The following is a 14,443-nucleotide window of genomic DNA, read 5'->3' on the forward strand; positions in this document are numbered from 1 at the left end:
GCTGAACTTTTACCATTCTATCTGTGTATAAAAATAAGTGCTAGGCCAGATAAGCCTGCGACCAGCAGTATGATGCTGCGAATTGCTCTTTCGTTTAAGTTGTTATTAATTACAAAAGACAGTCCCCAGCCAATTAAGATTGCTGGCAGACAAAAGAAAAACAGTTTTACATCCCCCATATCAGCAGAGCCAGTAAGCATCAGCACAATAATGCCAAATAGGTTAATGAAAACAAAGAATGCACTAAGGTTGGCCTTTATTTTATCTTTATCCTCAGCTTGATAGAGCAGCCCCATCGGCGCGCCCCCAGCGGAGGTGGTGGTTCCTAAAAACCCCGACGACATAGAGGCTAATAAACTCGTTATGGTCGATATTTTAGGTTTCATACCTATGATAGATAATGCGACGACGACTAATATACTCACTCCGAGCAATAACTGGTACTGCTTAGCATTCACATACCACATCACTGCCGCTGCGAATATTACGCCCATTGCACCACCGACTATTGAGATCCCCGTCTGTTTCATATCGATTGACCCTCGGTGCTTTATCATTAACACCGAAGTTAAAAAGAGTGCATTCAAAATCATAGGGCCAGGCACCAGTTCAGGCATTAACCAATATAAAACTGGCACACACAGCATGCCAAGGCCAAAGCCAATAACACTTTGCAAGCAAGCACCAATGATCAGAATTACATACACGAGTACAAAGTCGGTCAAACTTTCTTACCACCTTAGAAAAATAGGGGAGATGGTAACAATACCAACCCATATTTTATTATTATAGTATCATTTGTTTTATTGAAAAAATTTTATCGCAAGTCAGTCATTTTGCAATGTATAAATGCAATTAAGTCCAACCTGCGTCTACGATTAATGATTGTGCTGTCATCATCCGACTATCATCAGCAGCCAGAAATAATGCTGCATTAACAACATGGTCGGGTTGTATTGTTTCGTTTATACACTGGCTTAAACGAACGTCTTCAACCATCTCTGGGGTTAACCAATGAGTAATTTGACGCTCTGTCATTACCCATCCAGGAACCAAGGTATTAACCCGAATATTGTCTTTGCCATACGAGGCTGCTAAAGAACGCGTCAGACCCTCAATACCCGCTTTAGCAGTGGTGTAAGCAGGCATTCCTGTTTGCTTAATGCGCCAACTTACCGACCCCATATTGATAATACTTCCCCCACCTAAACGCTGCATATGCGCCACAACAGCCTGTGAAGAAAAGAAACAAGGGCGTAAGTTAACAGCAAACTTGTCTTCCCAATATTTTACATCCATGTTTTCTGCTGCATGGCGAGTGTCATCGGCTGCATTATTAATTAATACCCCAATATCGCCCTGTTGCTGGCGGGTTTGCTCTATAGCGGCTTGCAATGCTTCAACATCACGAATATCACAATAGATAAACTGCGGATCAAACTCATATTTACCCGCAAGCTTTGCGCACAAAGCCTCGCTTTGCTGCTTTGCAATATCAACAAAGGTGACTTTTGCGCCTTGCTCACAGAAGCGCGTTACCATTACTTCACCAATTCCCGTCGCTCCGCCTGTAATAAATACACTTTTACCGGCAAGGCTGGCGTAAACTGTTTTAAGCTCATTTGAATTTGGCATGATAACCTTTTGTTTTTACAGTATTTACAACGTTGAGTAGCGAAACTTATTGAGCTGCAGCTTCTTTGTCTGCAATTTCTTTTTCGATAAACGCCATCGCTTCATCAATCATGTACGTCATCATATTTTTCGCACGCTCAGGGTCACCATTGGCAATCGCGTTATACACTTTAAAGTGCTCTTCAGCGATGGCTTGTTTATTACCTTTAGCGGGTGTTGTGTGCTGAATACTGACATGCAATGCAGTACGAATAAAGTCACGTAATTGATAGAAAAAACGGTTACCACTGGCGTGCAAAATTGCCGTGTGGAACGCAAGGTCTGGCTCGTGCATTACGCCTTCAGGTTCATCGGCAGCCGCTTGCATTTTATCGAGCGCCATTTTAATTTCAGCGATCGCAGCTTGGTCACCTTTTCGTGCTGCCAACGCCGCTGCTTGTGGCTCAATAGCTAAGCGTACTTGCAAGAACTCTTTCAGTACGTAAAGTGACGGACTGCTCTCAAGTAACCATTTTAATACGCTGGTGTCGTATAAGTTCCAGTTATCCGCCGGTTCAACACGGATCCCTTGTCGTGGACGAGAAGAAATTAATCCCTTTGCAGCCAACATTTTAACTGCTTCACGAACAGCTGTGCGGCTTATACCATACACTTCGCACAACTGTGCTTCGGTTGGTAACCCCGTCTCAGTATTATAATCACCAACAATAATTGCTTTACCAAGTTCATTGGTAACTTGTTGTGATAAGTTCAAATTCTCTAAACGCGCCATGTGTGTTCCTCTAAAGATCTAGGTAATATAATACATCTATAAAGCTATTCCGTCATCCTGCAAATAGTTGATTAAAATCAATAACAAAACATTAAAAAGACAGAACCTCTTATTATAACCGCGCGTAATCGTCACTTTTTTATATATCCAGTGTCACCTTATTTTAACAAATCACTTTCACTCATCCAATTTATAATATAATATTTTTAACTGACAATTAAAAAGCAACATTCTCTTTCATAATTAGGTGGAACACACAATGGTCGAACTAAGTACCTTAGACTGGGCAGTGCTGGCAGGATTTTTTGTCCTGTTATTAGGCGTTGTCGTCATGTCTATGCGACAAAAAGAAGAAGACACCGCTGACTACTTTTTGGCGGGTCGTAATGCAAGCTGGTTAGTAATTGGTGCCTCTATTTTCGCATCAAACATCGGCTCAGAACATTTAGTCGGATTATCTGGTTCTGGCGCTCAATCAGGTATGGCACTCGCCCATTGGGAAATGCAGTCGTGGATTATTCTATTACTCGGTTGGATTTTTGTGCCTTTCTATTGGAGTAGCAAGGTCTACACCATGCCTGAGTTTCTAGAACGTCGCTTTAATTCTAAGTCGCGAACTTTCTTATCTGTTATCTCATTAATCAGCTACGTATTAACAAAAGTCGCCGTGACCGTGTATGCCGGTGGTATCGCCTTTAAAACCATTTTAGGAATTGAGAGTATTTGGGGTATCGATTTCTTTTGGATTTCTGCCATTGGTTTAGTGGTGATCACCGGGATTTATACTGTTCTAGGGGGCATGAAAGCTATTATGTGGACCTCGGTGCTGCAAACGCCAGTGTTGATCATTGGTTCACTGGTCATTTTAGTTGTTGGTCTTGATAAAGTCGGCGGCTGGGCAGAAGTTGAACGCTTAAATGACGTTAATATGCACCTTATTCGCAGCGCATCAGACACTGAATTCCCTTGGCCTGGGATTATCTTTGGCTCGTTTATTATCGGTTTTTGGTATTGGTGTACCGATCAGTATATTGTGCAACGCGTACTCTCTGCGAAAGGGATTAAAGAAGCACGTCGCGGGACGATGTTTGCGGGTTATTTAAAACTCCTCCCTGTGTTTATTTTCTTAGTGCCGGGCATGATTGCTTACGCTCTGAATGCAAAAGGAATTATTAGTTACGAAAGCGCTGACCAAGCATTTCCTACGTTAGTCGCTGAGCTGTTACCTGCGGGTGTGAAAGGAATTGTGATTGGTGGCTTAGTCGCAGCACTGATGAGCTCGCTCGCTTCGCTATTCAATTCATCAGCCACTTTATTTACGATCGACTTTTATAAAAAGTTTAAGCCAGAATCAAGCGAAAAACACCTTCTAAAAGTAGGCAGAATGGCCACTATCGTTATCGTTGTACTCGGACTGTTGTGGATACCCGTCATGAGCTTAATTGCCGATGTACTTTATGAATATCTACAGAGTGTTCAATCATTAATTGCACCAGGCATCGCGGCTGTATTCTTACTCGGCTTATGTAGTAAGCGCATAACGCCAACAGCGGGGTTTGTTGGTCTTGTGTCTGGTTTCGTACTGGGTATGATCCGCTTAGTATTATTACCCTTTAAAGATGATTTAACGGGTTCATCGTTTGCATGGATAACGACAATGAACTGGTTGTACTACTGTATCCTGCTGTTTGTTGTGGTTGTCGTAATTATGATTGTGGTGAGTATTTTCACTAAACAAGCAGATGAAGAGCAATTAAAAGGCCTTACTTTCTCAAGCCTAGACAAAGCAACACTCAAAGAGGTCGCCGAGGGTTTAGATAAGTGGGATTACATCCATACAGCGGGCATTTTAGGCATAACTGCCTTTATATATTACCGCTTTTGGTAAACATTTCGTTCCCAAAGTTGTAGGGCGCCAATTGGCGCCCTTTTTTTAAAAATTTTTTAATCAGCTAGCTGTGGTGAAAACACAGGAAACCCATCTTTATCCCATGTAATAATGCGTGCTCGCGCATGGCGATTTGGATCCGTCAATGGCGTGCCTTTCAGCTCTTTATAATCGCGGCTATGGTAAATTAGCAAATCTGTCACGCCATCTTCCGCTTTTACAAAGCTGTTATGACCCGGACCAAAGCGACCAACTTCAGCGTGGGTAGTAAAAACAGGCTCTGGCTTTTTATGCCAACTTTTAGGGTCAAGTAAATCATCATTTACATTTGCCCATAGCAAGCCCATCGCATAACGATGATCGGTGGCACTGGCCGAGTAGGTCACAAAAATTTTATCTCCACGCGTTATTACAGCAGCCCCCTCATTCACTTTATAGCCTTGTACTTCCCACTCAAGAGTCGGCTCAGTAATCGCGATAACAGGCTCTTTAATTGACGTTGGTGAGTCCATTTCTGCTAACCACAAGGCCGAGTTGTATGTGGCAGGCTGGTTTTGCTGTGCCCAAATCATGTAGCGTTTGCCTTTATGAGTAAAACTGGTCGCATCAAGAGAGAAGCTATCTAGGTGACTCATAACCTGCCCCATTTCTTGCCAGTCGCCTTGCATAGGATCAACGTGGTCATTTTTAAGTGCATACATACGAATGCTAAAAGGCTTTTCAATGTCACCGGCCGCAAAGTAAATGTACCAACTGCCATCAATGTGGTGCAGCTCAGGCGCCCAAATGTTAACGCTCATAGGGCCTTTATCATGCTTTTGCCAAATAACTTTTGGCTCGGCTAGTTTTAAGTCATTTAAGCGACATGCTTGGCGTAGTTCAATTTCATCAAACATCGGTGAACTACCAATAAAGGTATAACATCCGGTTTTTTCATCACGCACTAACCAAGGATCGGCACGCTTAAGTACAATAGGGTTATCAATTGGCGCGACGGTCTTGCTACTATTAGCATCAGCAAAAGCTGGCACTGACGAAGCGCTTAACACGGTAAGTAACGTAAGCCGCGATAATTTTTTGAGCATAATGTGTCCTGTATTTCGCTTTTATTTTATTGTTAATATTGTATTACATATTATATAGTAGACGAATGAACAGAAAAGTTAAAACAACAAAAAGGTATTCGATCATGAGACCCGCACACCAAGTGACACGAGCAATGAAGTGGCTTTCAACTGGACTACTTATCTCAGCAGCTGCAGTGTCTGCAAAACAGGTAGAAGTACACGATCCGGTTATGGCCAAAGAAGGCGGCACGTATTATGTATTTAGTACAGGCCCTGGCATTACCTATTATGAATCAAAAGATTTAACTAACTGGAAACTCACTGGCCGCGTCTTTAAAGACGAGCCTAGCTGGGCAAAACGCGTGTCACCTAATTTCGGTGGCCATCTGTGGGCACCGGATGTGTACGAGAAAAATGGCAAGTTTTATCTGTATTACTCTGTTTCTGCATTTGGTAAAAACACCTCAGCAATTGGTGTAACGGTAAACGACACTCTTGACCCATCATCACCTGACTACAAGTGGATTGATTACGGTATTGTGGTTGAGTCAGTGCCTGAGCGTGATGATTGGAACGCTATCGACCCAGCTATCATCGAAGATGACAATGGCACACCTTGGATGAGCTTTGGTTCGTTTTGGGGTGGTTTAAAATTAGTGCAACTAGATGATGACATGGTGCGCTTAGCACAGCCTGAAAAGTGGCATCACATTGCCAGCCGTCCAAACACGGAGCATGGCCCAATTGAAGCGCCTTATATCTTTAAAAAGAATGGCTATTACTATCTGTTTGTGTCATTTGATAAATGCTGTCAAGGTATTGAAAGTACTTACAATGTTCGCGTTGGTCGCAGTAAAAACGTTGAAGGTCCTTATTTAGATCAGCAAGGTCGCTCTCTGGTTGATGGCGGTGGTAGCTTAGTGATTGAAGGTAACAAGGAGTGGGCAGCCCTTGGTCACAATGCCGCTTACACGTTTGATGGTAAAGACTACCTCGTGTTGCACGCCTATGAAACAGCCGATAACGGCGTACAAAAGCTACGAATTTTACCGATGAGCTGGAAAAACGATTGGCCGATTGTAAACCCAGCCGACCTAAACAAGCTTAAAACCACGCTTATAAAGTAATTATTCAAACACAAAAAACCTGCAATTTTGCAGGTTTTTTATTTACTCAAGTGATCTATTTTGAGATTTTAAGTTGGTATTATTAATTAAAATCAAGCAGGGTGATATCAACTCGCATCGGGCTTTGGCAATCCTGTTCATGCTTTGTAGCAATAAATGTACTGTACACATCTCGCGCAAGATGAGGGGGTATTAATACTTCAAAACGACTGCCTTTACTCATCAGTTGCAATGCTTCTTGCAAGCCCACAATCGCCTCGGCAATTTCATACTCAACAGGTACACCCTCTGCACGGGTGTCAAATAACACCCGACCGTTATTAAGTACTACACGTTGATGCACAGTGACTGTTGCATCCCAGTGGGGCTTATCACCTGCTCCCTGCTCAATAACACGATAACCAAGGCCCGTAGGAGTTTGGTAAACGCTTTGCTGCTCTTTTAAGCATGACGAAAATACCGGCTTCACCGCTTTATCAAACACATTATTGCTTAACATAGCCCACTCTTTATTGCTCGTTGATCAATCGAATGCCATAGATACCACCCGCAACAGAATCTGGGTTGGCTGTGAAACGCAAGGTCAGCATTTCTGACTGCTTCATCGCCTCTGTTAATGGGTAATCAATGGTGTAAAACTCATCGCTTGGGTTGCCAACAGGCAAACTTACCGCGGCCAGTTTCTCCCTATTAAGGGTGATTGAGAAATGACGATTCACATCACCGATAAAATAACGAATACGTACTGCTGCAGCGTTTTTATTGGGGTTACGAAGCTGATATTCAAACCAACCTGTTGCATCGCGCCAATGGTGGCCATTATTGACACCTGCACGGGTTCCTTCACCTTTAAAGCTATGCTCTACTTCTGGTTGCTGTTCACCCGGCGTAATGTGATCAACGGTTAATAATCGAAGCTGCTCTTTTGCTTGCTCAGCCGCTTTGGCGTCAGCTACAAATTGTGTGAATTCAGCTTTGCTTTGCTGTGGCCAATACACTTGATAGCGGCTGTCGTGTAAGCGGAAAAATGGGATAAGTTCCGTGCGTTCAGTCTGTCCAATGCCTTGCTTTGCAATCGCTACATTTTTGTCTGCGATGAATGCCAACGCTTGGCCCGGTTTACGAGTTAAATCAGCAACAAATTGCGCAGGTTCACTGAGCATAATGGGTAATGCTTCTGGTGGGCACGTCGGTCCAGCAGCGATGTGACCCATACGGCTGTTATCAGCAACAAAGCTTAACTGCTCATTCGCAAAAGCCTGTACTTTGGTGGCCATAACCACGGGGCCATACATGACAGAATAATAATCTTGGCCATCCGGTAACTGCTCGGTATAAAGCTTAGGCGCTAATTCAAAGGCAAGCTTATCGCCACTTTGCCATGCATGGCTGATACTGTAGTAACCGTCTTTTTCGCTCGCGGTCACGGCTTTTCCATTTAACGTAAAGCGCAGTTCACCTTGTTGCCAAGACGGTTTACGAATATGAATGACAGACTCTGAGCTTTGTCCCTCAGACAACCGGTTCACCGTGAGTGAAACCTTGGTATCATCAGGGAATTGGCTGTCTTGGGTGATCTGTAAGCCTTGCTGTTGCCAATTTAACGTACTGGGAATAAATAAATTCACCCATAGCTCTTTACCCGTATTGCTATAAATTAACTCACCATACTTGCTGTGATTCTCAATACCCGAGCCCACACAACACCACATAGAGTCTTGCACTGACGAGTACATACGGTAATGTCCTGGTCGCATTGAGGTAAAGTAAACAAGGCCACCATGTTCTGGGTGCTGTGACGATAAAATATGGTTATATGTGGCGCGCTCATAATAGTCTAAATAACGCGTATCAGCGGTTTTCAAAAACAGTAACTTGCTGAGTTTCATCATATTGTAGGTATTGCAGGTTTCTGGGCCTTCAACATCTTCAACCATTGGCGTAAAGTCACTTTTATCATGAAAATGTTCACGTACTGAATTACCACCAATGGACACCGAGCGCTCTTGGCTCACTGTTTTCCAGAAAAAGTCAGCGCCTTGCTGCCATGCTTTATCATCGCTGGCATTCGCCACTTTCAACATACCAATAATTTTGGGAATTTGCGTATTGGCATGCAGGCCTGTTAACTTATCTTCTGTGTGTAATAGTGGTTCAATAATGATGTTATGAGAGAACTGGCGCGCTAGTTTTAAGTAACGCTCATCGTCACTAATAACATACATATCCGCAAACACATCATTTAAGCCACCATGCTCTGAGTACAGCATCTGCTGAACTTGTTCATCAGTTAGCTTCGCTGTGGTTGCTAAGAACCATTCGCCTAGCTTAAATAACATGTGCTTTGCTTGGCTACTTCCTGCAACTTCGTAGGCATCACGAAGGCCATGGAAGATTTTATCTATATTGTAAAGTGGTACCCAACGGTCGTTTAAACTGAATAAATCAGCCTTAATTTCACCGTTTTCAATCTGCTGCCACATTTCATCGCCATTAGGAATACCGCCTAAGTAACCACCTGTGGCTTGTTGAGCACGATTAAGCTCGCTTAGCATGTAATCTAAACGCTGCTTTAATTCTTCATCCCCTGTTGCTGCCCAAGCAAGGCTCAATGCTGATAAATAATGACCCCCAATATGACCATCAAGACCGGTATTTTCCCAGTTACCATAGTTGGGCGCTTTTGGTGTCAGGCCCGCCTCACGCAGGTAAGGAGCAAGCAGCTGATCAGGATGAAGTGCTAATAAATAACGCACATTAGTTTGCTGCGCATGTAAAAACGGGCTGGCGCTTAAGCTTACTTGGTTTAGCGCAAATAAATGTTGTTCGCTGGCATGTTCAGCATGCGCAACAGAGGCGGCTTGTTTGCTGTCAATTGGCAACTCACTGCATGCAGTCACCGTTAATATTGCAGCACACAGACTTGCTAAATAACTCACTTTGAATGTGTTCATGCTTGTTGTCTCCCAGCGAACTGTTATTTTAAAGAGCAAAGCGCACACTGTGTTAGCATGCGCGTTTTAAGAGAAGGTTACTTTGGTAGGCGTTTTTGAATGACCATGTCCGTATAGTATTGATCGGTAATCTTGTATTTTTTAAGAATAAGACCAAGTAACGCGTGGAATACACCTGGGATAATAGTAAGCATGAGTGCTAAGCCCATTAAGGTAAACTCCGTTTGCTCAACGTTGGGTTTGTACTCGAAAAATGCCAGTAATAATCCCCCTGCTAAACCAGCTAAACCACCTCCAGCTTTTTGGCAGAATGAAATACCACCAAATGATAAGCCCGATGCGCGCACACCGTCTTTAATTTCACCGTAATCCACAGCTTCTGCAATCGCAGACCAGAACACAGGCGCATGTAAATCAACCACAAATGACAAGATGATATAAAGCACGAATGCCATCATTACATCACCCGGTTGGACCACAAAATACATAAGCAATGAAATAAATAACACCGCAATTTGTGATTGACGGAACAGTTTCATTTTACAGTAACGCTGCGTGATCCACGTACTTGCCACCATCGATACGATTGACGCCGCAATACCCGCACTGGTGAATGCCCCTGCTAAATCGGGCACCCCTAAATAATAGGTTGCATAGTACATTGCCACACTACCGCGAATTGCATACCCTAAGGTACCAAGTACACACGCTGCACACAGTAACAACCACTGGTCGTTTTTAAGCAGCACTTTTAATTGTGTAAGCACACTCTCTGTTTGTGGCTCGTGAGTAATACGTTCGCGTGTAGTAAAAAAACAAAATAAGAACAGTGCCACGGCACACGCAGAGACCAGTGCCATTGCGAGTTTATAACCGTACGACAAGCTGCCATTTCCCCAGTAAGACGCAAGTAGCGGTACTGAGAATACAATCACTACATTGGCAATTTTTGCGAAAAACATACGGTAACCATTAGCAGATAAACGCTCTTTAGGATCCGCAGTGAGTACACCAATATAAGAGATATAAGGGATTGCTACACCGGTAAACATCAACGTAGCAAACAGGTAAGTTGCATAGGCCCACGCCAGCTTCATGTTGTAATCAAGATCTGGCGTAGTAAATAGTAATATAACCGACAAACCATACGGTACAGACAAGAATAAGAACCAGTGGCGGAACTGACCCCAGCGGGTTTTCACTTTATCGGTGATGACCCCCATTAATGGATCGGTAAAGGCATCAACAAAACGCGCCACTAAAAACAACACACCCATATCAACCGGATCCAGTCCGTAGATATCGGTGTAGAAAAAAGACATAAAATAAAATAACGCTGCAACCATGACATTCACTGCCATGTCGCCGGCACCAAAGCCAACTTTTTCTACAACGGATAACTTTTGAGATTCCATACCACACCCTAATTGGAAAATATTAAGCCAATACTCAATATTTTAAGCAATGAACACCTTTCAATACTGTGTATCAACTATGTGATACTACACAGCTTGGCCACTGCATTCGTTATTTTTGTAAATTTAATGCTAACCCGAATGATAGTATTATCATACTAATTAAATCGCAACTCTTTTCGTTTAATAACAAACACGCCCACTTTCTAGCAAATCTGAAAAATAAAAAACCCCAGCAAAGCCGGGGTTTTTGGGTCTATTCAAGAATTTTAGAAAGAATAACGGATACCTAGTGCAAAGGTACGGCTAAATAATGCGCTATTTGAGTTATGAGTTGTTGGGTACTCATAATAAGATTGCGCTATTTCTTCTGTTAAATTAGTACCATCAAACGTGACCATGAAGTCTTCGTTGATATCGTAACTTAACTGAAAGTCTAAGCTTTGCTCTGGACGACGATAAACACCTAGCGGATTCGCAAATTGAGCGGCCTCGTAGTTATTTAAGAAATCATCACGCCACACATAAGCTAAGCGCATATCAAAATCGTCACGCTCATAAATAAGCACGGTTGAATATGATGATTTTGAAACCCCAAACATGTCTCGCGTATCATACCCAGAAAGCTGACCATCTGCGTACACAGGAAGCTCTTGCTCTGAATCAAGGAACGTTGCACTTGCCTGAAGACCCGCACCTGTTAACCAATCCGGTAAATTGTCAGGGAAATAAACTAAACCTAACTCAACACCATCTAATGTACCATTTGATGAGTTATCCGGTTGATTTAGAATGTACGGATAAGGCGCTTCATCATCAGGTCCTTGATATTGAACGATACGGTTCGAGCCATACACAAACCCCTCTATTTCACGTTTAAATAGCGTGCCATAAAGAGAACTATCATCCGCAAAATACCACTCTAATGTTAAATCGTAGTTTTTAGATTCAACAGGCTTTAAGTTTGGGTTACCGCCACTTGCTGTACCATAGCCAATATTCGTCACATCTTCAGTGTAGTATATGAAAGAATTTAATTGAGAAAAATCAGGTCGACGAATCGTTTCTGTATAAGCGGCTCTCGCGATTACATCCTCAGTTAAATGATAGCGCACTACAATGCTTGGCAATAAAGCCGAAGAACTATTTTCTGCAGAGCTAACAGCTGTTGGGTTTTGGTCTATATCAAAAAAGGTCATCTCCGCTTTTGCGTTTTCGTATCGTAAACCTAGCTGACCATCGAACTCACGACCAAATAAAGTTGTTGAAAAATCACCTTGAATATAAGCAGCATAAGATTTTTCATCAATATCAAAGGTCTTTTCCAACATCACATCATCTGCACCGATGTTATAAAGATCACGGAATGACTGACGGTTGTTGTATATGTAATGCCCATTTGGCACGACCCAACTTGATGGCCAATTCGCATTACCATCAAAAAAGCCTTCATTAATTGATGCAAGGCCTTCATCTAATGAACCTAAAGGTTGCCCTAAAATCCCGCCGTCAGCCTCACGACTTGAGTCACTCGCTCCACGGCTATCGTAGCGCACACCAAACGAAACAGTATCAAAACCAAAGCTATCAACAAATAAGTCACCATCTAATGTGAATGTTAGTGCATCACCTTTAGATGAGCCCCCATTGTCGTATAGTTGGGCAACATTCCACTGAGATGTATCAGCTAAATCAGCTTCATTCACTGCAGTGTCGGGGTTGTCAGCATAAACCAAAGAAGGAATTCCGTCTTTGTCATTAAAATCTACATTTAAGCCATACGCAACGCGCTCACTTCGCATAGCAAGAAAGTCAGTCTCATATTGGCTGTCTTGATAGTAGATTTCTGAAGCAAGATTAAAAGTATCGGTGATTGTCCACTCACCGCCTAAAGCAAATACATAACTATCTGTCTTGCTAACCGTTAAATCACCACTATTAAATCCATAAGGTGCATCAACATAACGCTCTTTTATAATATTGGTGCCATCAAAGGTAACTGGCGGATTTTGTGTGTCAACATTGCCCCACCAATCTACAAACGTGAAGCTTAAAGCGTTAAATGATTCATTACGAAAGCCATTATAAAACGCTTCAAAGGTATATTGTGAATCATCATTTGGTCGCCATTGAAAAGCAACATTTGCAGCTGGGCGCTCTCGCTTACCCGTGAAATCACTCGCAAACACCGCATCACGAGATAAGTAATATTCTGTAGGAACACCATTGATATTTAAAGTAGAGCCAGCTTGAAATGGTAAGCCTTTTTCTAAGCCAGGCTGCCATATAAGTTCTTCACTGGCACGGCCATCCGTTGTTTGAATTCGTTCTAGCGGGCCAAAACCAGCTGCAGGATTCAGTGTCATAAATGGCACCATCGCACCCGCTGCAATGTTTTGGTCACGGTAACTGGTTTCACCATATGAAACGTTTACAAGCGCACCAAATTCACCAATCCCAGATTCCCAGCGATTACTTGCCAACAACGATACATTTGGATCAAGCTCTTCAGCTTGCTCTTGATAAATACCACGTGCAGAAACAACCACTTTCGAACCATCGAAGTTAAATGGACGCTGTGTTTTAATGTCGATTTGACCAGCGATACCACTCCCTACCTGTGATGCTGAACGCGTTTTATAAACATCGACACTTTCTAATAACGCAGCAGGAATATCAGCTAACGCCACATTCCTACCTGCCGCTGTAAAAATTTGACGACCATTCACCGTTGTAGTCACATCCGTTAGACCACGAATAGATACGGTATTAACCTCACCGGCTCCCCGGTCAGTAACTTGTACGCCAGTCACACGCTGAAGGGCTTCAACTACATTGTTATCGGGAAACTTACCAATATCTTCAGCGACAATAGCATCAACAACTTGGAATGATTGACGCTTAATGTTTAAGCCTTTATTTAAACTACCGCGGATACCTGACACCTGAATAACTTCAATTTCGTCATTCTCTTGTTTTGTATCCTGCTGTTCTGCATAAGCAAATTGACATGAAACTGCCATTAAAATCGCGCTTGCTATGTGTGTTTTTTTGAACATGTGTGCTGCTCTCCAATTTTGATTTACCCAGAAGGTGCGCCTTCTGCCTTCCCCATATTTACGATGCTTGTTGTCAGTGCATATATAGGGTTATTTTAGTTATGTTAAGTATTTGCTGTCTTTTATTAATAGTATTGTATGATTAATTAACAGTCAACTTACATTGTAAAAATAATAATCAAGAAAATAACGAAGAAACAACGGTTCACAAGAAACAAAAAACTCTTAAGTAACATAACCTTAAAGATATAAAATTCGAAAATCCCACTCTTTTGATGATTCACTCACCGAAAATAAATATTATATTAATATTAAATATCTTCCGTTATAGAAATATTTTTTGCCCTGGACAATCTTTAGCGCAATAAAAAACCCCGAGCTAAGTCGTAATGCAGATCAGTTAAGGAAAAACCAATAAAATAAAGGGTTACAGCGATGATTTATAAAAATCTTACTGAAGCCCTTTTGCTATATGGTCTTTAGCTAATTTTGTCCCCACCTGCTTTAAGCAGCTTTAACTGAATAA

General features: G+C 42.4%; 10 protein-coding genes. 2 read left to right on the forward strand and 8 right to left on the reverse strand.

Features of this window, described 5'->3' with window-relative positions:
• Positions 1-17: 17 nt before the first annotated feature.
• The 3 genes from JIG41_RS07350 to JIG41_RS07360 form a co-directional block, all read right to left on the reverse strand.
• Positions 18-725: a sulfite exporter TauE/SafE family protein gene (locus tag JIG41_RS07350; RefSeq protein WP_074989520.1), complete on the reverse strand. Its 708-nt coding sequence runs from the start codon at positions 723-725 to the stop codon at positions 18-20.
• A gap of 130 nt (positions 726-855) precedes the next feature.
• Entirely contained in the window at positions 856-1,635 is a 780-nt protein-coding gene (locus JIG41_RS07355; RefSeq protein WP_065979488.1) for an SDR family NAD(P)-dependent oxidoreductase, read from the reverse strand.
• Positions 1,636-1,681: 46 nt separating this feature from the next.
• A complete protein-coding gene (locus JIG41_RS07360; RefSeq protein WP_065979489.1) occupies positions 1,682-2,407 on the reverse strand; it encodes a FadR/GntR family transcriptional regulator in 726 nt (241 codons plus the stop codon).
• Positions 2,408-2,666: 259 nt separating this feature from the next.
• On the opposite strand from JIG41_RS07360, the gene JIG41_RS07365 reads away from it, so the two are divergent.
• On the forward strand, positions 2,667-4,295 hold the full coding sequence (locus JIG41_RS07365) for a sodium:solute symporter (RefSeq protein ID WP_036973612.1): 1,629 nt from the start codon (positions 2,667-2,669) through the stop codon (positions 4,293-4,295).
• A gap of 56 nt (positions 4,296-4,351) precedes the next feature.
• Here JIG41_RS07365 and JIG41_RS07370 read toward each other — a convergent pair whose 3' ends face one another.
• Positions 4,352-5,380 (reverse strand): family 43 glycosylhydrolase, encoded by a 1,029-nt coding sequence (locus JIG41_RS07370; RefSeq protein WP_036973613.1) that lies wholly within the window; start codon positions 5,378-5,380, stop codon positions 4,352-4,354.
• Positions 5,381-5,484: 104 nt separating this feature from the next.
• On the opposite strand from JIG41_RS07370, the gene JIG41_RS07375 reads away from it, so the two are divergent.
• Positions 5,485-6,489 (forward strand): arabinan endo-1,5-alpha-L-arabinosidase, encoded by a 1,005-nt coding sequence (locus JIG41_RS07375; RefSeq protein WP_199524504.1) that lies wholly within the window; start codon positions 5,485-5,487, stop codon positions 6,487-6,489.
• Between the two features lie 82 nt (positions 6,490-6,571).
• Here the strand turns inward: JIG41_RS07375 and JIG41_RS07380 are convergent, their stop codons facing one another.
• From JIG41_RS07380 to JIG41_RS07395, 4 genes are all read right to left on the reverse strand, one after another.
• Positions 6,572-6,988: an FKBP-type peptidyl-prolyl cis-trans isomerase gene (locus JIG41_RS07380; RefSeq protein WP_051501946.1), complete on the reverse strand. Its 417-nt coding sequence runs from the start codon at positions 6,986-6,988 to the stop codon at positions 6,572-6,574.
• Between the two features lie 10 nt (positions 6,989-6,998).
• Positions 6,999-9,443: a glycoside hydrolase family 127 protein gene (locus tag JIG41_RS07385; protein WP_199524505.1), complete on the reverse strand. Its 2,445-nt coding sequence runs from the start codon at positions 9,441-9,443 to the stop codon at positions 6,999-7,001.
• Between the two features lie 77 nt (positions 9,444-9,520).
• Positions 9,521-10,858 carry an MFS transporter gene (locus JIG41_RS07390; protein WP_199524506.1) on the reverse strand — a complete coding sequence of 446 codons (1,338 nt, stop codon included), beginning with the start codon at positions 10,856-10,858 and terminating at the stop codon, positions 9,521-9,523.
• Positions 10,859-11,127: 269 nt separating this feature from the next.
• On the reverse strand, positions 11,128-13,917 hold the full coding sequence (locus JIG41_RS07395) for a TonB-dependent receptor (protein WP_199524507.1): 2,790 nt from the start codon (positions 13,915-13,917) through the stop codon (positions 11,128-11,130).
• Positions 13,918-14,443: the final 526 nt, after the last annotated feature.

The organism is Pseudoalteromonas sp. bablab_jr011, from assembly GCF_016464045.1.
In the GTDB taxonomy this organism is placed as follows: Bacteria; Pseudomonadota; Gammaproteobacteria; order Enterobacterales; family Alteromonadaceae; genus Pseudoalteromonas; species Pseudoalteromonas lipolytica.

Bases quoted from the DNA above. Each gene is read 5' to 3' on its own strand.
- JIG41_RS07395 (WP_199524507.1), bottom strand. From the start codon at position 13,917: ATGTTCAAAAAAACACACATAGCAAGCGCGATTTTAATGGCAGTTTCA.
- JIG41_RS07385 (WP_199524505.1), bottom strand. From the start codon at position 9,443: ATGAACACATTCAAAGTGAGTTATTTAGCAAGTCTGTGTGCTGCAATA.
- JIG41_RS07355 (WP_065979488.1), bottom strand. From the start codon at position 1,635: ATGCCAAATTCAAATGAGCTTAAAACAGTTTACGCCAGCCTTGCCGGT.
- JIG41_RS07390 (WP_199524506.1), bottom strand. From the start codon at position 10,858: ATGGAATCTCAAAAGTTATCCGTTGTAGAAAAAGTTGGCTTTGGTGCC.
- JIG41_RS07365 (WP_036973612.1), top strand. From the start codon at position 2,667: ATGGTCGAACTAAGTACCTTAGACTGGGCAGTGCTGGCAGGATTTTTT.
- JIG41_RS07370 (WP_036973613.1), bottom strand. From the start codon at position 5,380: ATGCTCAAAAAATTATCGCGGCTTACGTTACTTACCGTGTTAAGCGCT.
- JIG41_RS07375 (WP_199524504.1), top strand. From the start codon at position 5,485: ATGAGACCCGCACACCAAGTGACACGAGCAATGAAGTGGCTTTCAACT.
- JIG41_RS07360 (WP_065979489.1), bottom strand. From the start codon at position 2,407: ATGGCGCGTTTAGAGAATTTGAACTTATCACAACAAGTTACCAATGAA.
- JIG41_RS07380 (WP_051501946.1), bottom strand. From the start codon at position 6,988: ATGTTAAGCAATAATGTGTTTGATAAAGCGGTGAAGCCGGTATTTTCG.